The organism is Methylomarinum vadi, assembly GCF_000733935.1.
GTDB lineage: Bacteria > Pseudomonadota > Gammaproteobacteria > Methylococcales > Methylomonadaceae > Methylomarinum > Methylomarinum vadi.
The window spans coordinates 47,516-72,936 of record NZ_JPON01000001.1 but is presented as its reverse complement, the minus strand read 5'-3'; the positions used below and the strand labels follow the sequence as shown (position 1 = coordinate 72,936).

Below are 25,421 nucleotides of genomic sequence, written 5' to 3'. Positions count from 1 at the left end.
CAGTGCCTCCTTACGTTTTCAATGCACGTCTACGGTGATGGTCCGCCGGCGGCGCGAGACCGCCTTGGGCAGCTCGATCCGCAGTACGCCGCTCTTGTAGTTGGCCCGGGCCTTGGACGAGTCCACCTCGTCGGGCAGCGGTATCGCCCGTTCGAAGCGACCGTAGGCACACTCGGTGACGTGATAACGACCCTCGGTCCGCTCACGTTCAATCTGCTTCTCGCCGCGCACGACCAGATAGTTATCCAGCACCTCCAGATCGAAATCCGACTTCTCCAGACCGGGGGCCTCGAGACGCACCACGATCTGGTCGTCGTCGTCGAAGACCTCCGCCGCCAGCACGCCCCAACCGGCGCTGCGCACGGCGATCTCCTGACCGGCGCCCTTTTCGTCTTCCCGGGCCTTCTTGCCCGGGGTGAACCGCGTGATGGCACCCGCAGCACGGCGGTACAGCCGCTGCCAACCATCGACCAGCGTGTCCCAGGCCTCGTTCAGGCCTTCGCGTAATTGATGTAGCGTGGACATTGTCGACCTCCTAGAAATTAACCTTGTTTGACGCTGTTGCCTGGCGCCGGGGCCGGCGAAGCACCCGCCCCTGGCGCCATTACCCATGTTTTCAGATCAGGTCCGACAACTGCTGCTTGATCTTGTCGAACCAGCCCTTGCCGCCCTTGCCGCCGGCAGTCTTCTGTTCAATCGCATCGATCTGTTCATACATCGGTTTGAATGCCTTCTTGTTGCCATAACCCAACAGCTCGGCCATCTTGAGCTGGTTCCGGGCCGCGGCGAGTTGGCTGGCCAGGGTCTCGTTGTCCTTAACCGTGCGATCCTCGTTCTCCGCCAGCGCCTCGGCTTTTTTGAGCAGGTTCTCGGCCCTCAGGACAGGCAGCGGAATTACCTCATCCGTGGTCACCACGAGCGTGTTCAGCGCGGCCTGCAATGCCGCCTTCGCCTCGTCGACCTTGCCCGCGTCGATCAACGGCGCGACGGCCTTGATCGCGCTCGGGTAGGAAGCCAGGGGAATGCTGGTGGTGCGGAATTGAATCTCGCTCGCCAGGTTGGCCACCAGTGGACGGGCCTTCTGGACTTCACCGTCTTCTAGATAATCCTCTGCTTCCTTGATGACTGCCTTGATGGTATCCAGGTCCGCCAACAGGTCATAGGTGATGACCTCGACGTCCACCGGCGCCAACGCCAGTTTCGGATCACGCGCCAGGATCAACTCCAGCTTGCCGGTCACCCTTTCCAATGCAGCCAAGGCCTCGTCGGTCTTCTTCTCATCGAGCAGCTTCAAGGCATTCCTGGTCTCGGCTACCGCGGCGATGGCGTCGGCGGTGATCTTCTTGCGCTTTTCCGCCGCCTGCTCCGTTGTCTTCGCATCCACCTGCGGCTGAACCGACTCGGTTGCCTCGGACTGTGCCTGGGCTTCGGCCGGAAGTGCCGTTTTTTCAGCGAAGCTCGGCGCCGAAGCGATCAAGCCCAGGCCCAACAGGGCGGCGGTCAGGGTCTTCAGTTTCAAGGTCTGCATCGTCTGTCTCCTTTCGGGTTTACTCGTTTCCGGCCACGCATTCATCCCAGACATTGGGATCGAGCAGATAGCCTTCCTTGTCTGCGTTCAACACTATGCCAACGATTTCAAGTGTTAAGCGTTTTCGATTGCCTCACCCCTCATAGCGAGATTCGTGCCAATTGGTGAAGACGGCTAAATACAAAGGGTTAGGATGAGATTCTCTAGTATAGAGAGCGAGACATGCGGCCAGGTTGGCCGATGGCGGCCGAGCCATGACCGGCCAGAGTGGCCGGGGGCTCCGTCAGTGATACGTCGGGCCAGGATCAGCCAGTCAAGAAATCCCTTTCAAGAGCATCGGGGGTGTGCACCGCATGGCGTGTGGAACCCGTCGGAAGAACGTCGAGCCTCCGGATCAGCCGGCAGACAGAAAATCCCTGATACCGACCAACACCATATTGACCGCCACCAGATTGAGCAGCAAGCCCATTAGCTTCTCGGTTGCCCGTAGTCCGCGCCGCCCCAGGCGTGTACTGAGTTGCCGACCGAGCAGGAACACACTGGCGGTGACCACCATCACTAGGCACAAGGAGACCATGAGGGTTACGAAGGCGGTTTGCTGTTGTGTGCGCAGGATCATCACCGCGGTGATCGCCGACGGTCCAGCCAGCGATGGCACCGCGATGGGTACCAGAAAGGGATCATCGCGGTAGTTGTCGTCGAAGATCTCCGAGGCGGAACGAAAGATCATCTTCAGCGAGATCAAAAACAGGATAACCCCGCCGGCTACCGCGATGGCCGCCTGCTCAATGTTCAAGTAACCCAAAAGTCGCTCACCGGCCAGCGCAAACAGGGCGAGAATCAAAAAGGCCAGCGCCGTCTCGCGCAGAATAATGCGACGATACCGGGCCATCGGCACATTATCGATGACCGACAGGACAAAAGGCAGGTTGCCAAAGGGGTCGATCACCAAAAACAGCAGCAACGCGCTTTCGATCATGCACCCACCCGCCGAAATTCGCTAGGGGCCGACAGCGACCAGGGCAGTCCATCGGCTGCCCTGGTCGCCTCTGCCCGGATCACTTGTCCTTCGGCACATCCTCGAACTCCGCATCGACGACATCCTCATCACCCGCATGGGCGCCTGAACCACCAGCTGACGCTCCCGCGCCGCTTTGCTGCCCCTGTCCGGCCCCTTGCTGAGAATAGAGCCTTTCGGCCATCTTGGCCGACGCTTCACTCAGCGCCTTGCTCCTGTCCTCGATCGCGGCCTTGTCATCGCCCTTGATGGCCTCCTCCAGCGCCTTGATCGCCGACTCAATCGCTTCCTTCTCGGCCGTCTCCAACTTGTCACCCAGTTCCCGCATGGATTTGCGCGTCGCATGGATCAGCGTGTCGCCCTGGTTGCGGGCCTGGACCAGGTCGTGGAACCGCCGGTCTTCCTCGGCGTGCGCCTCCGCATCCTTGATCATGCGCTGAACCTCGCTCTCGTCGAGACCGCTGGAGGCCTTGATGACGATGGACTGCTCCTTGCCGGTCGCCTTGTCCTTGGCAGAGACGTTGAGGATGCCGTTGGCGTCGATATCGAAGGTCACTTCGATCTGCGGGGTGCCGCGCGGTGCCGGCGGGATACCCTCGAGATTGAACTGGCCGAGCGACTTGTTGTCCGCCGCCTTCTCGCGCTCGCCCTGCAGCACATGCACGGTTACCGCGGACTGGTTGTCGTCGGCCGTCGAGAATACCTCGGTCGCCTTGGTCGGGATGGTGGTGTTCTTCTCGATCAGCTTGGTCATCACGCCGCCAAGCGTCTCGATCCCTAACGATAACGGCGTCACGTCCAGCAACAGCACGTCCTTAACATCGCCGCTGAGCACGGCGCCCTGGATGGCCGCGCCGATGGCAACCGCCTCGTCCGGGTTGACGTCCTTGCGTGGCTCCTTGCCGAAGAACTCTCGAACCTTCTCCTGCACCTTGGGCATGCGCGTCTGGCCGCCGACCAGGATCACCTCGTCGATCTCGGAGGGCTTCAGTCCTGCATCCTTCAGTGCGATCTTGCATGGCTCGATGGTGCGTTCGATCAAATCCTCAACCAGTGATTCGAACTTCGAGCGCGTGATCTTCACGTTCAGGTGCTTAGGGCCAGCCGAATCCGCGGTAATGTAAGGCAGATTAACGTCTGTCTGCTGGGCGGAAGACAGTTCGATCTTGGCCTTTTCAGCCGCTTCTTTCAGCCGCTGCATGGCCAGTGGATCGCCGCGCAGATCGATGCCCTGAGACTTTTTGAAATCGTCGGCCAGAAAGTCGATCAGCCGCTTGTCGAAATCCTCGCCTCCCAGAAAGGTGTCGCCGTTGGTCGAATGAACCTCGAACTGGTGTTCGCCGTCCACTTCGGTGATCTCAATGATGGAGATATCAAAGGTGCCACCGCCCAGGTCGTACACGGCCAGCTTCTGGTCGCCGCGTTTTTTGTCCATGCCGTAGGCCAGCGCCGCCGCGGTCGGCTCATTGATGATGCGCTTGACCTCGAGTCCGGCGATGCGCCCGGCATCCTTGGTGGCCTGGCGCTGCGAGTCGTTGAAATAGGCGGGCACGGTGATGACCGCCTCGGTGACCTTTTCGCCAAGATAGTCTTCCGCGGTCTGCTTCATCTTGGCGAGCACCTTGGCGGAAATCTCCGGTGGCGCCATTTTCTTGCCATTGACCTCGACCCAGGCGTCGCCATTGTCCGCCTTGACGATCTTGTACGGCACCATCCCCACGTCCTTTTGCACCACCGGGTCGTCGAAACGACGGCCGATCAGGCGTTTGATGGCGTACAGTGTGTTCTGCGGGTTGGTGACCGCCTGGCGCTTGGCCGATTGGCCCACCAGCAGCTCGCCCTCGGGCGTGAAGGCCACGATGGACGGTGTGGTGCGCCCGCCTTCGCTGTTTTCGATCACCTTGGGCTGGTCGCCCTCCATCACCGCCACACAGGAATTGGTGGTGCCCAGATCGATACCGATCGTCTTAGCCATGATTATTCTCCTCTGATTGAATATTAAATTCGTAACTCGCCGCGCCTCTCATGCTGTGACACCAACGAAATTGAGCACTGCATTTCATGCTTCGGGCTCTCCGCCTTAAGGGGATTTTGCAACCGTGACCCGCGCCGGCCGGTGCACGCGCCCATGCAGCAGGTATCCTTTCTGATGAACCTGCGCCACCGAGTTGGGCGGCAGCTCGGCAACCGGCGCCACGCTGATGGCTTCATGCCGCTCCGGATCGAAGGGCTCACCGTGCGAATCGATGACCTCGACACCAAACTCATTGAGCACCGATTCAAGCTCTTTTAGTGTCAGCGCCATGCCTCTTTGTAGCGCGTCGATGCTGGGCGCAGTCTGCGCCGCGTCCAGGCCGAGTTCCAGACTGTCCTTCACCGGCAATAAGGCCTCGAGCAGGCGCGCCACTGCATACTTATGCGCTTTTTCCAGCTCGCGGGCCGCCCGTTTGTGCTGAATGTCGAGTTCAGCACGGGCTCGCAGCAGGGCCTCCTGACGCCGCGCCGATTCCTGTTGACAGTCCGCCAGCGCCTGGCGACATTCCTCCAGCGCCGCTTCACCGCTCCGCGCCGCAGCTTCCGGCAGCGGCTGCGCTGATTCCTGATCCGACATCAGCGTTCCTCCCGTTTATTCGGTGTCGTTACTGCGGTCAGCGATTGTTTCTCACCCAGCCATTCGGCGCGATCACGCTCGCGCATCAGCCATTGCGCGACGGCGAGCACCAGCACGGCGAATCCCAGGGCAAAGATCTGCATCGCCTCGTAGATTTGCAAATCCAGAATGATGAACTTGCGAGCCAAGGCCAGCTGTGCGATCAGGATGACCGTCTGAACCTGGATGATGTGTGCATCGCGCTCCAGCACTTTAATAATCGAGTGCTTGAACTCCATGGCGATGAGCAGCGTCATGATCATGCCGAAGATCAGCTGAAATGTCTTATGATCGAACGGATCGAAGACGCCGAGCACCAGCAATGAGAACACCTCACTGATCAGTCGCCACAGGGCGATCACAATGATCACCGCGATCACGGCGCTCAACACCAGCGCGACCCCATGCTCGAAACGCTCGTAAAAGCTCATCACCCCCCAATACCGTCGGGTGTCCGACTCGGGCCTGCGGTTTCGGTCTTCAATTTTTTGACTCATGACCAACCTCTTACCATCAGACAGCGACAACGACTGCGCTGCGTTTCATCACCCACCCTCGGTGAGCCTGGAAATCGCACGCTCAAGCGCCTCATCGCGGCCCTTCAGCACCAACACATCCCCAGCGCGCAGGCGCGTATCGAGCAACCGTCCCGGCACCCTGATCGCTCCGCGCCGTACATCCACCAATTCGACACCCAGCTCCTCCAGCCCCAACTCGTGCGCGGTGCGTCCAGTGGCATGGTGGCCATCAGAAAGCAACACCGAACGCTTATGTTCAGGATAGTCCAGAGCCTGCACACTAGCGCCTTCGCCTTCCGATGCATGATAGAAGGCCCGCAGCGGTGCATAGTCCTGGGCACGAATCTCGTTGAGCCTGGCCTCGACCCGGGAGGGTGCGACATCCAGCATGATCAGCAGCTGTCCAGCAAACGCGAGGCTGCTTTCCAGTCCCTCGGGAAACACCATCGCACCGGCTTCGGCGAGCGCCTCGTCATGCCGGCCCTGAGTACTGAGCGCCAGGATCGGCAGATCCAGCCCCATGTTTCGGACCAGGCCGACAATACGCACGGCCACAGTCGCGTCTTCCAGGGTAAGCGCCAGCGCCAAAGCCCGCTCGATGCCCGCGGCGCGCAGTACGCCAGGATGCGCCGGGTTGCCATACATCGCGGGCACGCCGGCCGCCGCTACTTGACGGATGCGTTCCGGGTCAAGATCCAGCGCCAGCGCGGGCACCCCTTCGTCGGTCAGAACCCGCAACAGGTTCTGGCCCAGACGTCCGAAGCCGCAGATGATCACGTGCTGAACGAAGTCCTGGCTTGCCTCGGCGATGTAGGCCTCGGCCTGCAAGGGTTCGATGCCTTTGTCGCGGGCAAACCACCCAGCCCCCAGCCGGTCGTTTGCGCGCAGCATCATAGGCGCTGCCAGCATGCTCAGGATGATGCCCGCCAATAGGGACTGTGCAACAAGCGGTTCGATCACGCCCAGTCCCAGCGCGGTCGCCACCACCAGTAGGCCGAACTCCCCGCCCTGGGCCAGGGAGATAGCCGCACGACCAGCGTCGACAGGGGTATGGCCCATGGCACGTACCAGTGGGAGCAATATCAAAGGTTTGGCGATCACCAATGCAAGCAGCACCAAGGCCACCTGGCCCGGTTGACCCAGCAGGATTGCCGGATCCACCTGCATGCCGATGGTGGCGAAAAACAAGCCCAGCATCAGATCCCGGAACGGGCGGATGTCGGCCTCGATCTGGTGGCGGAACAGGGTCTCGCCGAGCAGCATCCCCGCCATGAACGCCCCTAGGGTCGGCGACAGCCCAGCCAAGCTGGAGACGCCCGCCGCCGCGACAGCCATCAGCAGGGCCGTCAACATGAACAGCTCCAAGGACCGGGTCGATGCCACCCAGCGCAGCACCGGCGGCAACACCCGGCGACCGACCAGCACCAGGCCGACAAACACCAGCGCGGCCTTGCCGATAGCAAGGGTCAGCGCCCCGCCCAGTCGCGCCGTATCCCCGGCCAGGATCGGGATGACCACCAGCACCGGCACCGCGGCGATGTCCTGAAACAGCAGGATCCCGGTCGCTACCCGGCCGTGGGGCGCAGGCAGTTCCATCTGCTCGCCGAGCTGCTTCAGCACGATCGCGGTCGACGACATCGCCAGCGCGACACCGATCAGGAAGGACTGGCTTGCCGTCAGACCCAGCGCCATGCCGGCTATCCCGAACAGCAACGCCGTCACAACGACTTGGGCGCCGCCCAGGCCCAGCACGAGCCGCTTCGCCCACAACAACCTGGGCAACGAGAACTCAAGCCCGATGGTGAACATCAGCAGCACCACGCCCAGTTCCGCGAGAAGGCGCGTGGTCGGCCCGTCCGGCAGCCATCCCGCACCTGACGGGCCGACCAGCACGCCGGTGATCAGATAGCCGATGATCGGCGACAGGCCGAAACGCAGGCACAGGGCGACCAGCGCCGTCCCTACGGCCAGCACGATAACCAGTTGCAACGCGACAGCGTGTTCCATACCGCCACCTGATATCAACCATGCAACCATGTCCCGACAGGCCGGGACGCCAGGCCGACCGGCAATCAACAAGCCCGTCGCCGTGTCAGGAAACGTCGATGAAGGAGCGTGCCCCGGTGAATCCCGGCTTGCCAAACGATTGGGCCGGTTTTACCGGGGCAATGGCGCGATGCTGGTCAGCTTAAACTGACCTCGATTTTGCGCGGCTGCATCTCGGCCCGCTTGGGCAGATGCAGCGTCAGCTCGCCGTTGTTCATTTTGGCGCTGATGTTGTCGGCATCCAGCTCTTTGCTCAGCGTAAAACTGCGGCGGAAACGGGTGGCATTGACATCGGCATACAAAGCCTCCATGCCTTCCGGCATGTCGATCGCTGCCTGGCCTTCGATGATCAGGGTGTCGCCATCGACATGTACTTCGAGCCGCTCACGGGAAACGCCGGGCAGATCCGCCTTGACGGTAATGCCGGTGGCTTCCTCATAGATGTCTGCGGCAGGTAGCAGTACTATCTCGCGTTCCGCCTGGCGCTGAACCTGGCCCGATTCGGTCGTCTTCATGGATTTGGTGTCGGTCATTTTGGATCTCCTCTCATTCAAAAACCTGGGTTACGGACTCAAGCAGAAGCGTCATTTGATCTCGATCTTGCGCGGCTGCAGCTCCTCCTTACGCTGGACGACGATGTGCAGCACGCCATTTCTGTACATGGCGTTGACCTTGTCGGGATCGATGTCGTCCGGCAAGGTGATGACGCGTTTAAAACTGCCGGTGAAGCGTTCGCGACGGTACGCCTGCGCACCCTCGGGCAGCTCAACCTTGCGTTCACCCGACACCGTCAGCAGGTTCTGTTGTAGCGAGATGTCCAGGCTCTTCGGATCCGTGCCGGCGGCAAACACATAGACATCCACCTGCTTCGGCGAAGCGCCGATGTTGATGGCCGGATAGGTTCCCGCCGTTACCGAACGGATGCCGCGCGGACTGCCCGGATCACCGAACATCGCGTCGATCTCGCGGCGCATGCGCTCAAACTGGTCGAAAAAATCACGATCAAAACCGGTCAAATAACCGAACATGACATACCTCCTTTCAGGATTGTTAACCCGGGCCGTATCACAGCCCCTACTGTTCGCGCCTGAATATTATGCAACCAACGTACCAAGCTGTATCTGACTGTTTATTAGCGGTTTTACTCGGTGGGCAGGGTACAACGTCGCGGTCAGAGTGGCCGGCCTGGAAACCCACAAGCGGCCAATGTGGCCGGGTGCCCGGGTGCTCGGGATACGGCGACGCGGGGCGCCTGAAAGTATCGCCCTCTCAGGAACATCGGTGGCAAGAAGACAGTCGAGCGCTGGTAGCGGGCCGGGGCAAGCCGCAAACAGTGCAGCGCAACAGCATCCTCACAGGAGCGGCGCCAGGAGATGGACGATTGCATCCTTGAGACGGCTCAGCGGCGCGGCATGTAGGAGCTCACTTGGGGCGACCGGTCGGGAACGCGCGCGAAGCCGCTCGAACAAGCCGGCCAGGCCCCCGGCTAATACAGGATCTGTGACGAATGTGTTCAGCTCGAAGTTCAGCCGAAAACTGCGCGTGTCCAGGTTGGCGCTGCCGATCAGCACGTCTTCATCGTCCAGCAGAACCGCCTTGGCGTGCAACATGCCGGCGAACTCGAATACCTTGATACCCGCCTCCAACAATTCGAAATAGAACACGCGGGACGCGCCCTGTACCAAGGGCACATCACTTTCACGCGGAACAAAAAGTCGTACATCGACGCCTCGATACACGGCGGTACGCAGAGCCAACAGCAGCGCACCGTCCGGCACGAAATAGGGGGTCGAGATCCACAGACGTTTCCGGCACTGGGTGATGGCGAGGAACAGCATTTCCCGGGTCGCGTTGAATGCCTGGTCCGGACCGCTGGCAACGATTTCGCATAAAGCGCCCCCTCCTCCAGTGACAACCGTCCCGGGGTCGCAAAAATAGTCGGGTGCCGCCAGTTCTTCTTTCGCCGCGAAAAACCAATCGTCAACGAAGACTTCCTGTAATTGGTTGACGCCCGCACCTTCGATGAAGACACCGATGTCCTGCCAGTCAAGGTACTCGTCACCGACGTTGACGCCGCCGGTGTAGGCACGCACCCCATCTGCTATGAGCAGTTTTCGATGGTTGCGGAAATTCAGCGTTGGGGTACTGGAAAACAGCTTGAATGGCAGGAATGCGACAGCTTTACCGCCCGCGGCTGTCAAGGGTTCGAAAAAGTACCGAGGGAGGCGCCACGAACCCACTGCGTCGTAGAGCACCCGGACTTCCACCCCGGATCGAGCTTTTGCCACCAGACGATTGAGCAGGTCTCGGCCGGTCTGATCGTCCCGCCACAGATAAAACAGCAGGTGCAGATGGTGGCGGGCGTCTTCCACCAGGCCTCGCCAGGCATGATGCACCGCTGGCGTGTCTTGCAGTAACGACACCCGATTCCCCTGCGATGGCGGGAATACCGCATCGTTTAATGCTGGTGGTAGCGTGACCGCACGGCTCACGGGGCCCGGCGCAGGAGCCAAAGGTTTCGCTGGCACCGACAGACGTTGCTGCGCCACCAGCAGCGATGCGGTGCTTTCCTGCGACGCACGGCGTCGCTGGCGTTTCTTGCGGCGCAGATGAACGCGCCCGAACAACCACCACGCACCGACAGCCAATCCTGGCAGCGCAAACAGAGCGAGCAGCCAGCTCAGTGCCGCAATGGGCCTACCGGCCCGCTGCAACAGGACGCTGGGCACCGTGAACAGGGCGGCCAGCCAGGACAACAACCAGATGATCTCAGTCGCAGACAGCGAGGCCGGCATGTCGATGCCAGTTTATCTCACGACTCGTTGAGCTTGCGACGCAGCGTCCGCTCGCCGATCCCGAGCAGCTTGGCCGCCTTGGTGCGGTTGTAATCGGCCTCTTTGAGGGCGGCATCAATCAGCAACCATTCGGCATCGGCCAGGGTCGTCCCCTTCGGGATCAACACCCCCTCGCCCACGCCCGCGACGCCCGCCGCCCTGGCCGGCAACATCGGCGTCAGCAGATTAGCGCCAACCTCGCGCACGCCCTCGGGCAGGCGCACCGCCAGGCGTGCCATCAGGTTGCGCAGTTCGCGCACATTGCCCGGCCAGCGGTGGTTGGTCAGCAGGGACAGCGCCTCGGGAGTCAAAGCCGGGGCTGCGCCCGACTTGGCCATGTCGGCCAGGCTCTTGGCAAGGAAGTGTCGGGCGAGCAACTCAATATCACCGGCGCGCTCCCGCAACGGTGGCAGCTCGATGATCAGCACATTGAGCCGAAACAGCAGATCCTGGCGGAACAGGCCCGACTCGACACGGTCCTCCAGGGGACGGTGGGTAGCCGCCACCACGCGGACATCGACCGGCATACCGCGCTCACTGCCCACGCGGTGCACCATGCCCTCTTCCAGCACGCGCAGCAGGCTGACCTGGGCGGCCGGCGGCATCTCGCCGATCTCGTCGAGAAACAGGGTGCCACCATGGGCCTGCTCGAAGCGACCACGATGTAGGCGCGTTGCGCCGGTGAAGGCGCCCTTCTCGTGACCGAACAACTCGGCCTCGAGCATGGTTTCCGGAATGGCGCCGCAGTTGACGGCGACGAAAGGCCCCTGGGCGCGGGGCCCAAGGCCGTGCAATGCCCGCGCGACCAGTTCCTTGCCCGTTCCGGTTTCCCCCTGGACGAGCACCGGTTCGCTGCTTTCCGCGAACCGGGGCAGATCACTCAGCGCCTCGATCATCACGGGATCTCGTACAGTGAGATACGGAGCCAGTCGTTTGGCGAGGTCATGATTCGATCGGTGAACTGCAAGGTCATCGATCAGATGCCGCGCAAGGGCAATTGGATCGACCGGCTTCTCGAAATAGTGTCGTGCGCCCTGGCGCAGCGCCTCGACGGCATTGTCGATGCTGCCGTGCCCCGTGATCATGTACAAAGCGCCGTCGGGATTGCTACCCAGGTACTCGGGAAGCAGTTCGAGCCCGGCGCCATCCTTGAGCTGCAGGTCCGCGAGCACCGCGTCCGGTGACTGGGTTTCCAGAGACAGTCGCGCCTCGCGCAGGCTGCCGACACCGGTAATCTCGGCGCCCAATCCGCCCAGCACCCGTGTCAGGCTGCGCACAATGCCCGGATCGTCGTCCAGCACCAGCAGCGAGATGCCGCTCAGGCTGGGGAGCGTCTGTTCAGTCGATTCCACCAATGGGGAGTCTCCTTGCGTTGCAATGGCAGGGTGAGCACGATTCTCGCGCCGCCGTCCGGGCGATTCTCGGCGTGAACGCGCCCTTGATGATGGGCAACTATGCGCTGCACGATGGCCAGCCCCAGACCGTTACCGTTTTTGCGGGTGGTATAAAAGGCATCGAACAGGCGCGGCATCTGCTCCTTGGAAATCCCCCTGCCCCGGTCCTCTACGGCGATTTCCAGGTCGCCCTGTTTGGCCCGCGCGGCAATGCGGATACTTCCCTGGGTCTGGCCACTTTGTGTGGCGTTGAGAATCAGGTTGAGCAGGGCATCGCGCAGTGCGCTCTTCTGCCATACCGGCCGGGGGAGGTCGGGCGAGATGTCGGTTTCCACGCTCAGCCCCTGCTTAGACAACGCCGGTTCGGCCAGGCGCACAGCATCACCGACAAGTTCGGCGACATCGACCGGCACAATCGCCTCGTCGCGCTGCCGGGTCAGATCGAGAAAAGCGCTCAGTTTGTCGTTCAGGTTGACGATGCCCTGGTCCAGTTCCCTGACGATTTGTGGCGTTTCCCCCGGCGAAACCAGCAAGGCCTGGACATTGGCGCGCAGGGCCGCGAGCGGGTTGCGCAAGTCATGAACCAGTTGCGCCGCGGTCTCGGTCAGCGAGGCGCGTTGATAAATTCCCTGAAAATGGCTCTCCAGCCTGCGGGTTGTGCGCATGGCGATCGCCGTTATCCCTAAGGCGACGAGAATGCTAAACGCGCCCGCTGCCCCGAAGAAAAGGATCGATTGTTTGATGGTGCGCATGCTCTCGTCCACCCTGGCCAGCAGCCGGGCGCGATCGAAAGCGAAATCCAGCTGGATCGGGGAGCTGGTCGGCTCGGCCAAATCGAATCTAATCAGAAACAACGCGCCATCTTCATCATGCAGTCGGATAGTCGCATCACGGTAGTCGCTCGCGCGCCGGGCATCCGGGGGCAATGGCGATACTGAATGTGAAGAGACTGCACCCAACCCATTGCGCAACATCTGGTAACCGGACTGCCTTCCCCTTAACGACATGTTACGCAGCGCCGACAGGTTGGCGAAGAGTTTATCGACCTCGGCGACCAGCCAAGCTTCGTTGTCACGCATGGCACTGAGCGCATCGCCCGAACGCAGCCGCTGCGCCAACGGTTCGAGCTCGGCCATCATATCGTCAATCAACAACTGGGACTCAGCTGCACGAACCTGGTGCCAGAGCCAGGCCGAGCCACCGCCGATCACGACGAAATAGAGAACAAGCAGAGCTGCATAAGGGAGAACAAGCAGACGGGTGCTAGCAAAGTTCGACCGGATCATCGACTTTGCTCTCCCTGATCGTTGCGTTCTGGTCGAAGCAATGTCTTCATGGCCACTCCTCTCTCGCAATTTGATCAGGCGCCTTTTGATCCATCGTATCTGACCAATCACGACGCAGCGCCATCAGGCCTTGCTGATAAGAGGAAACGTCACCATAGTCGAAAAAGCGTTCCGCCCGATGATGCACATCGAGTGTGCGCCGTGCGTGCTTGATCGGACACCAGAATTGTTCGGTCCGTGCCGTGATTTCCCGCGCATAAGCGATCAATCCGTTGCCATACCCACAGTACACGCAGTTGAGCTTTTCGATGACGTTCAGATACGCCAGATTATGGCGGTCGATCACGATGTAGTCCGACCTGCGTACCAAAGGGATTCTGTAGATGCGGAAGCAAACCTGCTGATAGAAGGTGATGGTCAGGTCCAGGAGAGCCAGGGGAACGATCATGCCGTAGATCACGGGAGCCGACAGTACGTAGGCCAGTGGCGCGTCGCGCAGATAGCGCCACAAACCAATGCGTTGACTACGCTGGAGTCGTCGAACACTTCTCTCGAAAACCACCTTGCCACGGCGGATGGTGTACTGAAATTCGCCACGCTTCTCCACGAGCAAGCGCTCGAGCTCATCTTCTAGTTCTTGCTGTACTCGACGCAGGCGCTCGAGGATATCTTCGATCTTTGTTTTGTTACCCATTCGCCTCAAAACCATCCAAAGTTGTCGGACGTGCCTTTATTTAAACAATCCACATGGGGTTTGCCTCTTTAGCAACAGTTACCTTCGTTTCGCGCATTGCCAGTTGATGGCCATCGAGGCCGTGCTTTCAATGCATGAGGCTGGGTTAATCATTCCCCGTCCCTTGGCCGCGATGACTTGCGCCTCGAACCCAATGATCCACCTCGTCGAGTTTGAATTTCCACAGCCGCCCGACCTTGTTGGCCGGCATGCCCTGGTGTTCAATCCACTTGTAGATCGTGTCCCGTTTGACGCCGAGATAGGTTGCAATCTCGTCGACAGACAGCCAACGGTCGTTGGTCATTCGTTTGTCCTCTGGCTTCAATCGATTTCCGGAAAGCGATTTCGGCAGGTCCGCCTTTCAAGGAAACTTCTCAGCGCATTGTCCAATAGAATAGAATAAAACCGTTTATAGACTAATATATTCAATCCATTTATGCTAGAAAAAGAGCATTTCCACCGCATTGCAAGTACCCCTATATGCTAGTAAGCGAGGATCATCTCTAATGGCTCTTTGTGAATCGAATGCTGTGTCGTGGAATTCAGAGCAGTGTTGTGGCCACACTGACGGGCGGTCGTGAATTGAAATGATTAGACTTTTTCTTTCATACTCACATCAAGATGAAGATCTGTGGAAAGAGCTGGAAAAACACCTCGCAGCTCTTCGACGGGATGGTGTGATTGATATCTGGCAAGACCGCCGGATCGGTCCAGGTGACGAATTCGACCGAGAGATCAGCAATCAACTGGAGGCAGCGGACATCGTGCTGCTGCTCGTGAGTTCAGATTTCCTGCATTCTGACTACTGCTACGATATTGAAATGAAACGGGCGCTGGAACGTCATGCTGAAGGCTCAGCCAGAGTCATCCCTGTCATCCTCCGCCCGTGTGACTGGCAGAAGACCCCACTCGGAAAACTCAACGCTACCCCTACAGACGGTAAACCAGTGATCGAGCATGCGAGCCTGGATCGGGGATTCCTTGAAGTCGCGCGCGCAGTCCGGACAGCTACGGAACATCTCCAGCCAGCAGCTTTAGCGGCAGGAAAACACGATGTAACATCTGTTGTAGGCGACCACCCTGACCGATCCAGCAACTTAGGTATCAAGAAGCAATTTTCAGACAGAGATCGACACCGGTTTCTGGATGAAGGCTTCGAGTATATTGCTGGGTATTTCGAGAATTCTCTCAAAGAGTTGGAAGCGAGGAATCCCGGAGTGGAGACCAGCTTCAAGCGCATCGATGCCAACCATTTTGAAGCGGTTGCCTATATGAACGGCGAAGAACGGAGTCGATGTGGAATTTGGCAGGGCAACGGATCCTCCATGATGGACGGCCTCCTGTTCTCATACAGTGGCATAGGGCATGGCAACAGTTACAATGAATCCATGTCGGTAAACGATAACGGTTACACCCTGTTCCTTGCGCCGATGGGAATGGCCCATTTCAGAAAAGACGGGGACAAAGAACTGACACATAGTGGAGCTGCGGAGTATTACTGGAGCCTGTTTATTGAGCGGTTTAGATAGCGCGAAATTGTAATCAGGCAGTCTATGCAGATAAGCAAGATGAAAAAGTTTTTCAAACATCTGGTTAAGGCCCTACTCGCAGCCATTCGTTTCGCAATGGTATTTCTTTCAGAAGCAGTAAGGCTTCTTGCCAGCAGTGCTCAAACAAAACCAGCAGACGACGAGCTTAACAACTCGTTTCGTGGTGGCGCTATGAACCACCGTACTGGAAAGTTTGACGACGGAAGCGATCCCGCAGGTTGGTACGAGCGCGATTAGCGGCGAGTTCCTTTCGACAGCAGTGTTTTGCCGATTGAGCCCCCTTGGCGACCCGCATCCTGGGCAGGACTGCGAAGTGGGCTGGTAGCCGCTTCAATCGATCGTCCTACATGTACGCCTGCCCATGCCATCATCCCACTCCATACCAGCGGAAGCCCCAGATAAAGGCTTGTCGTGATCATATTGAGCAGCATGCGTTTGATATCGTGCTCGCCGGGGTTTGCGAACATCTGCAGGAAGACATTCACATCCGGGTACATGGACAGAATGAGGTTCTGATCCACCCACAGCGCCAGGTACCAGAGCACGCTCCAGAACTTGACGGTGAAGATTGCCATGGCGCCGATGACCATCATGGAGATGGAATATCGCGACAGTACCACGATCATGGGCAGTAAGGCATAGATGCCAAGCAGGAGCACGGCCTGCACCATCGGGAGCGCCTGAAGGACTGCGGTCATGGTGACCGAGAACAACGCCGATGCAGCCACCACGCCACCCGATGCCAGGCCACCCTTGGCGACATTCTCTACCGTACTAAGTAACCCGGTACTACCGGAATTGTGGGCCACGAGGTCGTTGTTCGACCACGTTGGTGGCGCATTCGCCAGAACGGTCTTGGCCACGGCATCATTCTGCTGTTCGCTGGCCAGGGCCGGTGCGATGGCAACCACGAGGCCTGAAAGACCGGCCGATGTGGCATCGGCCTCGTTAATCAACTTATCACGCAGGCCATTTGATGCGTCCTCCCACCACTGCTTGCAGTAAGGCCTGCCCCAGGTTGGCGGAGCGGCGGGATCATATTCGGTATCGCGTGTAGCATTGTAGGCCCAGCCGCTGACCTGCGTGGTGGCACGCAGGGTGTCATAGTAGCCCGGCGTATTACGATAGACTTGCGATCCCATCCAGTCCGGATCTTCGGGGCCATACGTTGTCAGCAGGGCATTCACCGCGGCGGTGGCCGGTCGTTCTGACTGGTACATCGATCGGGCCGGAATGTAGCACTGGCTGAAGAAATCGCTCACTTCCTGGCGGAGGCGCGGGTCGGCAATAGTCGCGAGCCGCGCTTGTTGTTCGTAGGTACGCATATCTGCAGCACTTGGAAGGCCTTCGACCACCGCGTGATTGAATCCCGAGGCCATCGAGAGTACAGCATACCACCACACCGGAATATTCACCGTGGCCGGCGATCCGGTGAAGCCGGTAGAACCGTAGGTGCTCTGGGGTGCGACTACAGTCGCCGTGGGCGGTGTGGGATCGATCAGCGTTGGTGGTGGCGTGTAGTTGAGTGAAGCGGCGTTCAGTGGCGTCAAGGTGGCCGGTTGGCCTGATAAAACAACCACCAATAGCGCGATAAAGAGCTCCAACTCCATGCGCCGCAGCGACAATCCGGTAACAGTACCAAACTCACCACCTTGCGCCGGTTCCCGCCAGTTGTCGATCAGGATGCCAAGGAACGGCAGGAACACGATACCGGTGCCGACCAGCACATCCCACAAAATGCCGTAGAAGGTCCAGCCGAACAGTGTCGTAAAGAGTTCGAGATAGCTGTCGACGGTCATGCCCTGCTCCCCTGCAATACGGCCAGCACCTGACCGAGCAGGTTCTGCCCCAACACCAGTTCGATCACGACGAGCCAGGTCACGATACGCCAGCGTACTGCGAGCATGTTCGTGGCCTGTGTCTCATCCAGACGTCCCCAACGTTCAAGGGTGTTCACGATCCATGGCCAGCCCATCGCCAACAGGGCAATCAGCGCGACCCGGATGCCAGTCAGGAGCGGCTTCAAGGCATCGATCCGTATCTGCACTGTAACTACGGAGGTTGTCTGGACTGAATGCCAGAGGATGCCACCTGCCCCCAGCGCCAGACCGAACGCCAGCAGGGTCAACAAAAAGAACCAGCGGCGGCGCATGGCAATTCCGTTATTGGACACGGCCATTGCTCAGCGGACGTGGGTCGATGGTCGGTACTTCTGGCGTTTTCAGGGACGACTGCCGACGGGCCGCGGCGCGTTGCAGCAAGGTCGCAATCGTGTCGGAAACCACCTCCTTGCGCACCCGGGTCTCGAACAAGAGGTTCTCGATCTCCTTGTCCAGCTCGGTGATGGATTTGTCCGCGTGCTCGCGGGCCACCTCGGTGGCATAGACCTCGGGCACCTGGCGGCCGGAAAGCAGCAAACGGCGGGCGTACAGCGCCTTCTCCACCGTGCGGGCCGTGCTGATCTCTGATACCAGCCGGCCCATGATGAGGCTCTGCTCGGAGGCCGGCATCTCCCGAATCGCCTCGATGACCTGCCGTGTAATGGCCACACCCGGGGCAGTAATATTGTCCAGGTTGGCCAGAGTCGGGGGCGTTGCGCCACTGACCAGGTTCTGGATTTCCGTCGTTACGGTAGTCGCCTCCTGATTGAGCTTTGGCAGCAGCCCGGTACCGGGAATACTGTCTTTACGGCAGGTATCACAGGTCGTGACGATGTTTTCGCCGACCACATCGACGACCCAGTTCCGCGCCTCGGTTGGTGTAGTCCAGATCTCCGTCAGGCGGGTGGCCGATGCAGGAGGCACCGGGCCTGCCGTCGTGATCGGACGATTCATATTGATGTTGTACCCGGCCTTGACGATGTCGCCGGTAAATTCCAGCACCGGCTGTCCGGAGCCTCCGGCCTGCCCACCGATCCAGGGCACGCCATTGTCTCCGTTAGAGGTCTCGACTGCATCCTTGGCGGTTACCGCATCATTACCGCCTACGCCCATCTGGAGCTTCCAGTCATTGCCTTTGGACAGCGTGATGAGATCGGCATAGGGGTTCTTGCCCTGGGCGATCTCGGCCTCCATCTGCTCGCAGGACTTGGTCGCCAGTTGCATGGTTTCCTCTGCCTGCAGCAGGGCGTTCTGGAACATGTCGTAGAGGCCTGGATTGGCGCGCTGCAGAATCAGCGCGGGGAGTGCGGCAATCGCGGCACTGGCCGCGGCCGTCATCGCGTTCATCATGTTGTCGATGCCGGCGCCGATGTCGTTCAGCGTATTAGTCACCGCGGCCACGGGGTCGAATTTGCCGCAGCTGTAGCCGAGTCCCAATTGCGCCGAGCCGCCCAGGGTAACGGATACGACAGAAGGGTTGGCAGGCGCCGATACCGGCTCTGCCCCACCGATTTCGTAATACCAGAAGCTGTCTTCCGTCGGCCCCTTGGTAATGGCATGCGCGCTATTCAAACTGAGGAGTCCAATCAGCAGCCAGCTGATCGCGTGTCGATGAGGGAATGGGTGTTTAGCGTTCGTTTTCATCAGGGGTAAGCAATCCAGTCAATATCAAACAGAAACCATTGGCCCCGGCGCTCACAGCACTTGTAGGGCCGCCATAGATTCCAGACATAGTCGCCCTCGCTATCGACGCGGCCACCACCCCAGCCGGCCAGGCTGGCAAGATCATTGGTGCCAAAGACGTTGCAGCTCGACTCAGCTAGCGGCAATAACATCTGCCAGGTGCCGGTGCTGCGGTCCTTCTCCATCAACGGACCCGGCGACCAAACCTTCATGGAACCCGATGAGCTGGTCACCGGCACATAGACGTGCGGTTGCCACGTACGCGTGACGATGTCACCGGCTCGCTGGGCATTGAGAGCAGCGGCCTTGGGTTCTTCGGCCTGTGTCGTCCAGCCGGTACGCGGATAGACACCACCCCAGGTCTGGAGGGGCCAGGTACCCACCTCGCGCAGACCGGGAATCAGGCTGGCGGGATAGAAAATCTCCGGGATCTCTTGCCGCCACGACAAGGCATCGAGGCCGGACTGGAAATAGGGAAAGAAAGAAGTGGTCTCCGACGGACACAACAAACCGGTACCAGCAACGATACCCGTCAGCGAACTCAGCGGATGGCCAATGGCGTCAGTTTCCCGGTAGACCAGATTCTTGTGGTCACGCTCCGAGGTTCCTTCTGTTCGGTTGCCAGCGCTGTCGATCGGCACCGGCAGCAAGGCGCCCAACAGACCCGTAGCCGCCGTCTTCTGTGCCAAACCCAGGGTCGCGCGGATCTCGGTCCACGGATTCCCGCCCAGCTCGTTGTAGGTACTGACCACCAGGTCCGGGTTGTAATGCCCCACCTTGATCGAGGTGCGTACGCTGCAGCCGGTCCAGGAACAGCGCAACCAGAAACACATCCCAATAGGCATCCAGCGCATGCAGGAAAATGCCGCCGTTGTCGTCTGGGCCACGATCTGTGGTGTGGTCGTCGTACCGGAGAACCCGGTGACCGGCATCCATAGCGCAATAACAAGGCAGAACGATAGAAAGCTCTGGCGGATCATCGCTTACCTTCCCGCCGCCATACGCGGTAATGCGCAAGTGCGCTCTGCACATCGGTTACGCCGTATACGACTGCCTGGCCATCGAACACAATAGCTGGATAGCGATCCACGCCATACTGCATCGCCTTCGCCAACCCTTGCGCCGCCATTTGCATTTTTGTTTTTGACTGATCATCCATGTGCTGGATGCGATCCAGCGCGATCCGCTTCGACTGCGCAGGATCGGCTGGCATGTCAATAGAGAGGTCTAGCCCGGATATTTCATCAGTCCCTTGAAACCCTATCGAAACCCTCGTTTGTTTTAAAACATGCGATCGTAAGGAGAAATTGAGCGGTCAAAAAGGGAATTAAGCATTGATTTCCGTTTTTCAGGCGCAACTTCCCCTTACCCCATTGTTTATCAGCGTGCCGGGCACAGCACTTTGTTTGTACTAATCAGGGCACAGGCGCTGACAAACGGATTTAAACAAGGATTGAAACGGATACTGACTGCTGAACAGCAGTCGAATACGACGGGTGTTACGAATGATGACGGCACCGATTTTAAACAATTTCAGGCGAATGGTGGCGCAAGTGGCTGTTGCTAGTTCGGTGTTGTTGAGGGCGATTCGGCGAATCGCCTGGATCAGGGTATAGGCCAAGGTGGATAACAGCAAACGAAACTGATTCGGCCACCACAGGCTGCAACTGGTGCGGTCGGCAAACAGATCCAATTGTTGCTCTTTAATCCGGTTTTCCATGTCGCCTCGCGCACAGTAAACGGTTTCATAGAGTGTTTGTACATCGCCGCCCAGATTGGTTACGACATAGCGGGGATTACTCCCTTGGCTCATGTGTTCGGCCTTAAGAATGACACGGCGTCGGCGTTTCCAGGTGCCGGCTTTATAGTGGAAATCGGTAAAGAGACGCTGTTTCTGCTGTTCGCTTTGGAACTGTTGCCGGGCTTGTTCAATCCAGGGTTGGCTTAAGCGCGTTAAGCGTTTATTTTTGGCCAACCCGACAATATAGTGAACGCGATGCCGCTCGCACCAACTCAGCATCTTATGGCGACAAAAACCGCCATCGCCGCGAAACGTGATGTCAACGTCCGGCCAAGCCTGACGCAAGCGCCGAACCAGCAAAGCCAGAATCGCCCAGCTGTGCTTGGCGCCATCAATATTGCTGGGACGTAGATAACTGACCAAGCAGTGATGGCCGCAAAAGACATACAACGGCAGGAAACAATAGTGCCGATAGTAGCCATGAAAAAAACGTCCGTCCTGTTCGCCATGAACCGGATCGTCGGTGGCGTCGAAATCCAGGATCAACGATTTCGGCGGTGTCTCATACGAAGCGATAAACTGTGCCAGCAACTCCTCATGAACTCGCCACATCAAGGCGCGATCCGCCTGCTGCTCAAACCGGCACAAGGTGGATCGGCTGCCCAATGTCTGATCCTTTTCCACCGCCGTCTGAAAGGCGATATCATTTCTGAGCGTGTCATGATCATTCAAATCCTCATACCCACACGCCAAGCCATAAACCCGTTGACGGAGCAGGTTGATCACAGAGTGTTGCACGCGGTCAGGGGCTCTGGCGTCAGGAATCTGCGCCGCTATCCGTTCGGTTAACCCTAACTGCTGGTCAACCGCTCGTAACAACAGCACACCGCCATCACTGGTGATCGCTCCACCACTGAATTGGGCGTCTATTTTACGGCGTTTTAAGGGAGGAAATTCTATTTGAGCTGGAGTACAATTTGTCATGGGCAAGTTGTTGGTTAAATTCAATCTAAGTAACTGAATTTTATCAAATATCAACAAACTTGCCCGCCTCTATCATGAAATATTCGGGATAGGCAATCCACAGGAAGCCCAGCACAGCGATCGCTAGACCCAGGACCAGACCACCATCCTTGATGTAACCCGAAATGAGCCCAATCCAGTCACCGGCTGCGGGTGCGGTACTGGGTGCCACCGGGGTCGGCAACGCTGCCAATACTGGCTGGCCTGCCGTAACTGCGAGCAACCCAGCTGCGGTTACCACCTTTTTTACTGCTTTCTTCATCATTACTTTCTCTCCGAGGTAACGGGGTTGCCCCCTGTTAAAAATACGGGGAACTCCCCGAACCCCTGCGGCAATGGCCAATGGCCGCTACCGCAGATAAAAACCCAACACCATGAGCACGATGCTGGCGCGCAGTGCCGACCAGACCACATCGAACAAAACGACCTGCCCGTTCTGCCAGGCACGGAAGGTGCCCAGCGAGACCCAAATAACCCAGACGAAGGCCAGCACCAGCACGACCGATGCAATGCCGGTCAGCAACGTGGCCGGTGTAAAACCGGAGCCTGCTTGAAATGCCGTGTTCTGTGCTGCCGTCATGACCCGATATCATCGACGGTAATCGCCACGCAGCGGCGGGAAAGTCCGGGGTTCCGAACGTGGTGCATCGATGTGTTCCTGGATCCCGAGTCGAATCCGATCAAGATCCTGGCGCAGCCACTCATACTGAAAACGAACGCGGGCATCAGGATTGGCTTGAGAAGCCGCTTCCGTGATCAGCGGGTCGATGGCCTGAAGTTCGTGGATGATCCGGGCAAGTGCTGCCCGTTCGCCATCTGCGTCAGCAATGGCGAACTGAACCGGCAATACAGCCGCCAACAGTCCTGAGACCAGCAGTTTGGTAATTTGCATGGATGTCCTCCCCGTGTTGCGCATGACGCGCATGGTGGGGGATCCGGGGAGGACTAGATATAGAAAATCAATTCCGTAGGCGGCGGGGTTTTCTGTGTCATTACTCCTGTGTGAACCGTTGAGCCCCGGGCTTCGAATGCAAGCAAAATCAGCCCTTGACTCCGTACTTAGGTACGGTGTTTATACTTTTGGTCAAGGTTAAATAATTGAGGGGTAATCCCATGGCGGAACACACGTTGAGCAAGAACCGCTCCCTGATCCTAGCGGCGTTGGCGGCCATTGCAGCGTCTCTGTGCTGTGTCGGCCCTTTCGTCCTGCTGTTGCTCGGTATCGGCGGCGCCTGGATCGGCAACCTCAGCGCGCTGGAACCGTACCGGCCCATATTCATCGGCGTGACACTGCTTTTCCTGGGGTTGGCATTCCGAAAACTATATCTCGTGCCCGAGGCTTGCGAGGCCGGTAAGCCTTGCGCCAACCCGATCACACGTCGCAACCAGCGCATTATTTTCTGGGTGGTGACGGTGATCCTGGCCGCGCTCGTCGCCTTCCCCTGGTACGGACCGGCCTTGTTGGGCTGATTGATTTTCCACTTATTTATTAGGAGACGCATCCATGATTCGAACCCTCTTACTCACTGCGTTGCTAGGCCTTTCCGGTTTCACCCTGGCGCTGTCCACCGCCACGGCTTCAGCCGCCGAACAGGCGCAGACGAAGACCATCACCCTCGACGTGGAGAACATGACCTGCAACATGTGCCCGATCACCGTGCGTAAGGCCCTGGAGAAGGTGCCGGGCGTGGTCAAGGCCGAAGCCAAGTACGAAGGTGACGGCGTGGGTTGGGCAAAAGTCACTTTCGAGCCGGCCAAGACCGACATCGACACGCTCACTAATGCCACCTTCGAGGCGGGTTATCCCTCCTCCCTAAAGCAACAGTAACCAGGTTCCACCAACGGATCGTAGACCATGACCACCGTCACCTTGAGCATTACCGGTATGACCTGTGACCATTGTGCCCGCAGCGCACAGGATGCCCTCAACACCCTGCCCGGCGTGCGCGCAGAGGTGTCGTTCGCCGAGGGACGGGCGCGGGTCGAAATGGACGGCAAAGTGGAAACGGCACGACTGCTCGATGCGGTGGCCTCAAAGGGCTATCACGCCACCTTGCTGGAAGGCGACGAACCAGTCGCCAGCGGAAACGCCGGCGGGTTGCATGTGGCCATCATTGGCACCGGTTCGGGCGCCTTTGCCGCCGCGATCAAGGCCGCCGAACAGGGCGCGCGGGTGACGATCATCGAGGGCGCCAAGATCATCGGCGGCACCTGTGTCAACGTCGGCTGTGTGCCATCCAAGATACTGATCCGCGGCGCACACATCGCACACCTGCAAGCCCGGCATGCCTTCGATGGTATTGCGCTGAACGAACCCCGGATAGACCGCGCCGCCATGGTTCGCCAGCAGCAGGCGCGGGTCGAGGAACTGCGCCACGCCAAGTACGAAAGTATTCTGGAAACCAACCCCTCGATCAATCTGATGCGCGGCTGGGCACGGTTCGATGCCCCCCATACGCTGATCGTGACACAGGACGACGGATCCGAAAAAACCGTCACTGCCGACCGTATCCTGATCGCCAGCGGCGCCCGGCCCGCCATCCCCGACATTTCCGGTCTAAAGAACACGCCCTACTGGACTTCCACCGAGGCGTTGGTTGCAAAAGAGATCCCAGCGCACCTTGTTGTCATTGGTGGCTCAGTGGTTGCGCTGGAACTGGCTCAGGCCTTTTTAAGACTGGGCAGCCAGGTAACGGTTATGGCACGCAGTACATTACTGTCGAAGGAAGACCCCGCCATCGGCGAGGGTCTGGTCAAGGTGTTCCAGCAAGAGGGGGCACGGGTATTACTGCATACCCTACCGGACTCAGTAGCGCACGACGGGACCCAGTTTATCCTGCCGTCAAGCGCCGGTCAGATTCGTGCCGACCAGCTGCTGGTTGCCACCGGTCGCACACCCAATACCGATCAACTGGAACTTGACAAGGCCGGGATCGAAACCGGACGTAATGGTGAAATTGTAATCGACGATCACATGCGGACCTCGGTCGACCACATCTATGCGGCCGGCGACTGCACCAACCAGCCGCAATACGTTTATGTTGCAGCGGCAGCCGGCACGCGCGCGGCAATCAATATGACCGGTGGCAATGCCGCGCTGGAACTGACCGCCATGCCCGCGGTGGTGTTCACCGAACCCACAGTGGGTACGGTCGGCATGAGCGAAAAACAGGCGAATGATCGCGGTATCGATACAGATTCGCGCACACTAGATTTGGAAAATATCCCCCGCGCCCTGGCCAATTTCGACACCCACGGCTTCATCAAGCTGGTGGCCGAGAAGGAAACGGGCCGATTGCTCGGCTGCCAGCTACTGGCCTCAGAGGGTGGCGAAATCATACAGGCCGCAGCACTGGCCATCCGCAACCACATGACGGTGCATGACATTGCGGACCAGCTGTTCCCGTACCTCACCATGGTGGAGGGATTAAAGCTCTGTGCCCAGACCTTCACAAAGGATGTCAAACAGTTGTCCTGTTGTGCGGGATGATGCGTCTTCGTGGATTCACAAAATCCTCAATCCAGAATAGGATGAAG

The 25,421-nt window shown here is 59.1% G+C and carries 29 protein-coding genes; 6 read left to right on the top strand and 23 right to left on the bottom strand.

Annotation, left to right across the window (positions count from 1 at the left end; translation table 11 throughout):
* Positions 1 to 18 precede the first annotated feature (18 nt).
* The 7 genes from EP25_RS0100415 to EP25_RS0100385 form a co-directional block, all read right to left on the bottom strand.
* Positions 19 to 525, bottom strand: a complete 507-nt coding sequence (locus EP25_RS0100415; RefSeq protein WP_031432099.1) for an Hsp20/alpha crystallin family protein — start codon at positions 523 to 525, stop codon at positions 19 to 21.
* A gap of 91 nt (positions 526 to 616) precedes the next feature.
* Positions 617 to 1,528 carry a YfdX family protein gene (locus EP25_RS0100410; protein WP_051906971.1) on the bottom strand — a complete coding sequence of 304 codons (912 nt, stop codon included), beginning with the start codon at positions 1,526 to 1,528 and terminating at the stop codon, positions 617 to 619.
* A gap of 394 nt (positions 1,529 to 1,922) precedes the next feature.
* Positions 1,923 to 2,507, bottom strand: a complete 585-nt coding sequence (locus EP25_RS0100405) for a MarC family protein (protein ID WP_031432097.1) — start codon at positions 2,505 to 2,507, stop codon at positions 1,923 to 1,925.
* Between the two features lie 79 nt (positions 2,508 to 2,586).
* On the bottom strand, positions 2,587 to 4,521 hold the full coding sequence (gene dnaK / locus EP25_RS0100400; protein ID WP_031432096.1) for a molecular chaperone DnaK: 1,935 nt from the start codon (positions 4,519 to 4,521) through the stop codon (positions 2,587 to 2,589).
* 105 nt (positions 4,522 to 4,626) lie between these two features.
* Positions 4,627 to 5,157, bottom strand: a complete 531-nt coding sequence (grpE, locus tag EP25_RS0100395) for a nucleotide exchange factor GrpE (protein ID WP_031432095.1) — start codon at positions 5,155 to 5,157, stop codon at positions 4,627 to 4,629.
* A complete protein-coding gene (locus EP25_RS0100390) occupies positions 5,157 to 5,693 on the bottom strand; it encodes a phosphate-starvation-inducible PsiE family protein (protein ID WP_084190905.1) in 537 nt (178 codons plus the stop codon). The genes grpE and EP25_RS0100390 overlap by 1 nt, the downstream gene beginning before the upstream one ends.
* A gap of 48 nt (positions 5,694 to 5,741) precedes the next feature.
* Positions 5,742 to 7,721, bottom strand: coding sequence for a cation:proton antiporter domain-containing protein (locus EP25_RS0100385; RefSeq protein ID WP_031432093.1), 1,980 nt, complete (start codon positions 7,719 to 7,721; stop codon positions 5,742 to 5,744).
* A gap of 28 nt (positions 7,722 to 7,749) precedes the next feature.
* Here EP25_RS0100385 and EP25_RS23345 point away from each other — a divergent pair, with 28 nt between their 5' ends.
* Positions 7,750 to 7,911 (top strand): hypothetical protein, encoded by a 162-nt coding sequence (locus tag EP25_RS23345; RefSeq protein ID WP_160172672.1) that lies wholly within the window; start codon positions 7,750 to 7,752, stop codon positions 7,909 to 7,911.
* On the opposite strand, the gene EP25_RS0100380 is transcribed toward EP25_RS23345, so the two are convergent.
* From EP25_RS0100380 to EP25_RS0100340, 7 genes are all read right to left on the bottom strand, one after another.
* Positions 7,898 to 8,293, bottom strand: a complete 396-nt coding sequence (locus EP25_RS0100380) for an Hsp20/alpha crystallin family protein (RefSeq protein ID WP_031432092.1) — start codon at positions 8,291 to 8,293, stop codon at positions 7,898 to 7,900. The genes EP25_RS23345 and EP25_RS0100380 overlap by 14 nt on opposite strands.
* Before the next feature lie 51 nt (positions 8,294 to 8,344).
* Positions 8,345 to 8,788 (bottom strand): Hsp20/alpha crystallin family protein, encoded by a 444-nt coding sequence (locus tag EP25_RS0100375; protein WP_031432091.1) that lies wholly within the window; start codon positions 8,786 to 8,788, stop codon positions 8,345 to 8,347.
* A gap of 324 nt (positions 8,789 to 9,112) precedes the next feature.
* Positions 9,113 to 10,555 carry a cardiolipin synthase gene (cls, locus tag EP25_RS0100370; RefSeq protein WP_051906300.1) on the bottom strand — a complete coding sequence of 481 codons (1,443 nt, stop codon included), beginning with the start codon at positions 10,553 to 10,555 and terminating at the stop codon, positions 9,113 to 9,115.
* Positions 10,556 to 10,572: 17 nt separating this feature from the next.
* Positions 10,573 to 11,946, bottom strand: coding sequence for a sigma-54-dependent transcriptional regulator (locus tag EP25_RS0100365; RefSeq protein WP_235185973.1), 1,374 nt, complete (start codon positions 11,944 to 11,946; stop codon positions 10,573 to 10,575).
* Positions 11,913 to 13,274, bottom strand: a complete 1,362-nt coding sequence (locus EP25_RS23160) for a sensor histidine kinase (RefSeq protein WP_152555556.1) — start codon at positions 13,272 to 13,274, stop codon at positions 11,913 to 11,915. Before EP25_RS23160 ends, EP25_RS0100365 begins: the two co-directional genes overlap by 34 nt.
* Before the next feature lie 46 nt (positions 13,275 to 13,320).
* Positions 13,321 to 13,968 (bottom strand): hypothetical protein, encoded by a 648-nt coding sequence (locus tag EP25_RS0100345; RefSeq protein ID WP_036300887.1) that lies wholly within the window; start codon positions 13,966 to 13,968, stop codon positions 13,321 to 13,323.
* Positions 13,969 to 14,113: 145 nt separating this feature from the next.
* Positions 14,114 to 14,311: a helix-turn-helix domain-containing protein gene (locus tag EP25_RS0100340; protein WP_031432084.1), complete on the bottom strand. Its 198-nt coding sequence runs from the start codon at positions 14,309 to 14,311 to the stop codon at positions 14,114 to 14,116.
* A gap of 283 nt (positions 14,312 to 14,594) precedes the next feature.
* Here EP25_RS0100340 and EP25_RS0100335 point away from each other — a divergent pair, with 283 nt between their 5' ends.
* Together EP25_RS0100335 and EP25_RS0100330 are read left to right on the top strand one after the other, a co-directional pair.
* Positions 14,595 to 15,536, top strand: coding sequence for a toll/interleukin-1 receptor domain-containing protein (locus EP25_RS0100335; RefSeq protein ID WP_031432083.1), 942 nt, complete (start codon positions 14,595 to 14,597; stop codon positions 15,534 to 15,536).
* A 39-nt stretch (positions 15,537 to 15,575) separates the two neighbouring features.
* Positions 15,576 to 15,794 (top strand): hypothetical protein, encoded by a 219-nt coding sequence (locus EP25_RS0100330; RefSeq protein WP_152555555.1) that lies wholly within the window; start codon positions 15,576 to 15,578, stop codon positions 15,792 to 15,794.
* On the opposite strand, the gene EP25_RS0100325 is transcribed toward EP25_RS0100330, so the two are convergent.
* From EP25_RS0100325 to EP25_RS0100285, 9 genes are all read right to left on the bottom strand, one after another.
* Entirely contained in the window at positions 15,791 to 17,356 is a 1,566-nt protein-coding gene (locus EP25_RS0100325; RefSeq protein ID WP_031432081.1) for a conjugal transfer protein TraG N-terminal domain-containing protein, read from the bottom strand. The two genes, EP25_RS0100330 and EP25_RS0100325, sit on opposite strands and share 4 nt — an antisense overlap.
* A complete protein-coding gene (locus EP25_RS0100320) occupies positions 17,353 to 17,736 on the bottom strand; it encodes a hypothetical protein (protein WP_051906299.1) in 384 nt (127 codons plus the stop codon). The genes EP25_RS0100325 and EP25_RS0100320 overlap by 4 nt, the downstream gene beginning before the upstream one ends.
* Entirely contained in the window at positions 17,720 to 19,081 is a 1,362-nt protein-coding gene (locus tag EP25_RS0100315; protein ID WP_051906298.1) for an integrating conjugative element protein, read from the bottom strand. Before EP25_RS0100315 ends, EP25_RS0100320 begins: the two co-directional genes overlap by 17 nt.
* Positions 19,081 to 20,100, bottom strand: a complete 1,020-nt coding sequence (locus EP25_RS0100310) for a TIGR03756 family integrating conjugative element protein (protein ID WP_051906297.1) — start codon at positions 20,098 to 20,100, stop codon at positions 19,081 to 19,083. The genes EP25_RS0100315 and EP25_RS0100310 overlap by 1 nt, the downstream gene beginning before the upstream one ends.
* Positions 20,097 to 20,339 carry a TIGR03757 family integrating conjugative element protein gene (locus tag EP25_RS0100305; RefSeq protein WP_268745429.1) on the bottom strand — a complete coding sequence of 81 codons (243 nt, stop codon included), beginning with the start codon at positions 20,337 to 20,339 and terminating at the stop codon, positions 20,097 to 20,099. Before EP25_RS0100305 ends, EP25_RS0100310 begins: the two co-directional genes overlap by 4 nt.
* A 192-nt stretch (positions 20,340 to 20,531) precedes the next feature.
* On the bottom strand, positions 20,532 to 21,845 hold the full coding sequence (locus EP25_RS0100300; protein ID WP_031432077.1) for an IS1380 family transposase: 1,314 nt from the start codon (positions 21,843 to 21,845) through the stop codon (positions 20,532 to 20,534).
* Positions 21,846 to 21,888: 43 nt separating this feature from the next.
* A complete protein-coding gene (locus tag EP25_RS0100295; protein WP_152555553.1) occupies positions 21,889 to 22,149 on the bottom strand; it encodes a DUF2976 domain-containing protein in 261 nt (86 codons plus the stop codon).
* Between the two features lie 84 nt (positions 22,150 to 22,233).
* Positions 22,234 to 22,464 carry a TIGR03758 family integrating conjugative element protein gene (locus tag EP25_RS0100290; RefSeq protein WP_031432075.1) on the bottom strand — a complete coding sequence of 77 codons (231 nt, stop codon included), beginning with the start codon at positions 22,462 to 22,464 and terminating at the stop codon, positions 22,234 to 22,236.
* Between the two features lie 9 nt (positions 22,465 to 22,473).
* The gene (locus tag EP25_RS0100285) at positions 22,474 to 22,776 is read right to left on the bottom strand and encodes an integrative conjugative element protein, RAQPRD family (RefSeq protein ID WP_036300880.1); all 303 of its coding nucleotides are present in this window, start codon (positions 22,774 to 22,776) and stop codon (positions 22,474 to 22,476) included.
* A gap of 206 nt (positions 22,777 to 22,982) precedes the next feature.
* Here EP25_RS0100285 and EP25_RS0100280 point away from each other — a divergent pair, with 206 nt between their 5' ends.
* The 3 genes from EP25_RS0100280 to merA are packed head-to-tail and all read left to right on the top strand — an operon-like array spanning position 22,983 to position 25,374.
* Positions 22,983 to 23,354: a mercuric transporter MerT family protein gene (locus tag EP25_RS0100280; protein ID WP_407661355.1), complete on the top strand. Its 372-nt coding sequence runs from the start codon at positions 22,983 to 22,985 to the stop codon at positions 23,352 to 23,354.
* Between the two features lie 34 nt (positions 23,355 to 23,388).
* Complete coding sequence (gene merP, locus EP25_RS0100275; protein ID WP_031432072.1) at positions 23,389 to 23,712, top strand: mercury resistance system periplasmic binding protein MerP; 324 nt, start codon at positions 23,389 to 23,391, stop codon at positions 23,710 to 23,712.
* Between the two features lie 27 nt (positions 23,713 to 23,739).
* The gene (gene merA / locus EP25_RS0100270; protein ID WP_031432071.1) at positions 23,740 to 25,374 is read left to right on the top strand and encodes a mercury(II) reductase; all 1,635 of its coding nucleotides are present in this window, start codon (positions 23,740 to 23,742) and stop codon (positions 25,372 to 25,374) included.
* The last annotated feature ends 47 nt before the right edge of the window (positions 25,375 to 25,421 follow it).

Excerpts from the sequence above, each read along its gene's own strand:
- EP25_RS0100415 (WP_031432099.1), bottom strand. The coding sequence starts at position 525 with ATGTCCACGCTACATCAATTACGCGAAGGCCTGAACGAGGCCTGGGAC.
- EP25_RS0100410 (WP_051906971.1), bottom strand. The coding sequence starts at position 1,528 with ATGCAGACCTTGAAACTGAAGACCCTGACCGCCGCCCTGTTGGGCCTG.
- EP25_RS0100405 (WP_031432097.1), bottom strand. The coding sequence starts at position 2,507 with ATGATCGAAAGCGCGTTGCTGCTGTTTTTGGTGATCGACCCCTTTGGC.
- dnaK (WP_031432096.1), bottom strand. The coding sequence starts at position 4,521 with ATGGCTAAGACGATCGGTATCGATCTGGGCACCACCAATTCCTGTGTG.
- grpE (WP_031432095.1), bottom strand. The coding sequence starts at position 5,157 with ATGTCGGATCAGGAATCAGCGCAGCCGCTGCCGGAAGCTGCGGCGCGG.
- EP25_RS0100390 (WP_084190905.1), bottom strand. The coding sequence starts at position 5,693 with ATGAGTCAAAAAATTGAAGACCGAAACCGCAGGCCCGAGTCGGACACC.
- EP25_RS0100385 (WP_031432093.1), bottom strand. The coding sequence starts at position 7,721 with ATGGAACACGCTGTCGCGTTGCAACTGGTTATCGTGCTGGCCGTAGGG.
- EP25_RS23345 (WP_160172672.1), top strand. The coding sequence starts at position 7,750 with ATGTCCCGACAGGCCGGGACGCCAGGCCGACCGGCAATCAACAAGCCC.
- EP25_RS0100380 (WP_031432092.1), bottom strand. The coding sequence starts at position 8,293 with ATGACCGACACCAAATCCATGAAGACGACCGAATCGGGCCAGGTTCAG.
- EP25_RS0100375 (WP_031432091.1), bottom strand. The coding sequence starts at position 8,788 with ATGTTCGGTTATTTGACCGGTTTTGATCGTGATTTTTTCGACCAGTTT.
- cls (WP_051906300.1), bottom strand. The coding sequence starts at position 10,555 with ATGCCGGCCTCGCTGTCTGCGACTGAGATCATCTGGTTGTTGTCCTGG.
- EP25_RS23160 (WP_152555556.1), bottom strand. The coding sequence starts at position 13,274 with ATGATCCGGTCGAACTTTGCTAGCACCCGTCTGCTTGTTCTCCCTTAT.
- EP25_RS0100345 (WP_036300887.1), bottom strand. The coding sequence starts at position 13,968 with ATGGGTAACAAAACAAAGATCGAAGATATCCTCGAGCGCCTGCGTCGA.
- EP25_RS0100340 (WP_031432084.1), bottom strand. The coding sequence starts at position 14,311 with ATGACCAACGACCGTTGGCTGTCTGTCGACGAGATTGCAACCTATCTC.
- EP25_RS0100335 (WP_031432083.1), top strand. The coding sequence starts at position 14,595 with ATGATTAGACTTTTTCTTTCATACTCACATCAAGATGAAGATCTGTGG.
- EP25_RS0100330 (WP_152555555.1), top strand. The coding sequence starts at position 15,576 with ATGAAAAAGTTTTTCAAACATCTGGTTAAGGCCCTACTCGCAGCCATT.
- EP25_RS0100325 (WP_031432081.1), bottom strand. The coding sequence starts at position 17,356 with ATGACCGTCGACAGCTATCTCGAACTCTTTACGACACTGTTCGGCTGG.
- EP25_RS0100320 (WP_051906299.1), bottom strand. The coding sequence starts at position 17,736 with ATGGCCGTGTCCAATAACGGAATTGCCATGCGCCGCCGCTGGTTCTTT.
- EP25_RS0100315 (WP_051906298.1), bottom strand. The coding sequence starts at position 19,081 with ATGAAAACGAACGCTAAACACCCATTCCCTCATCGACACGCGATCAGC.
- EP25_RS0100310 (WP_051906297.1), bottom strand. The coding sequence starts at position 20,100 with ATGATCCGCCAGAGCTTTCTATCGTTCTGCCTTGTTATTGCGCTATGG.
- EP25_RS0100300 (WP_031432077.1), bottom strand. The coding sequence starts at position 21,845 with ATGACAAATTGTACTCCAGCTCAAATAGAATTTCCTCCCTTAAAACGC.
- EP25_RS0100295 (WP_152555553.1), bottom strand. The coding sequence starts at position 22,149 with ATGATGAAGAAAGCAGTAAAAAAGGTGGTAACCGCAGCTGGGTTGCTC.
- EP25_RS0100290 (WP_031432075.1), bottom strand. The coding sequence starts at position 22,464 with ATGACGGCAGCACAGAACACGGCATTTCAAGCAGGCTCCGGTTTTACA.
- EP25_RS0100285 (WP_036300880.1), bottom strand. The coding sequence starts at position 22,776 with ATGCAAATTACCAAACTGCTGGTCTCAGGACTGTTGGCGGCTGTATTG.
- merP (WP_031432072.1), top strand. The coding sequence starts at position 23,389 with ATGATTCGAACCCTCTTACTCACTGCGTTGCTAGGCCTTTCCGGTTTC.
- merA (WP_031432071.1), top strand. The coding sequence starts at position 23,740 with ATGACCACCGTCACCTTGAGCATTACCGGTATGACCTGTGACCATTGT.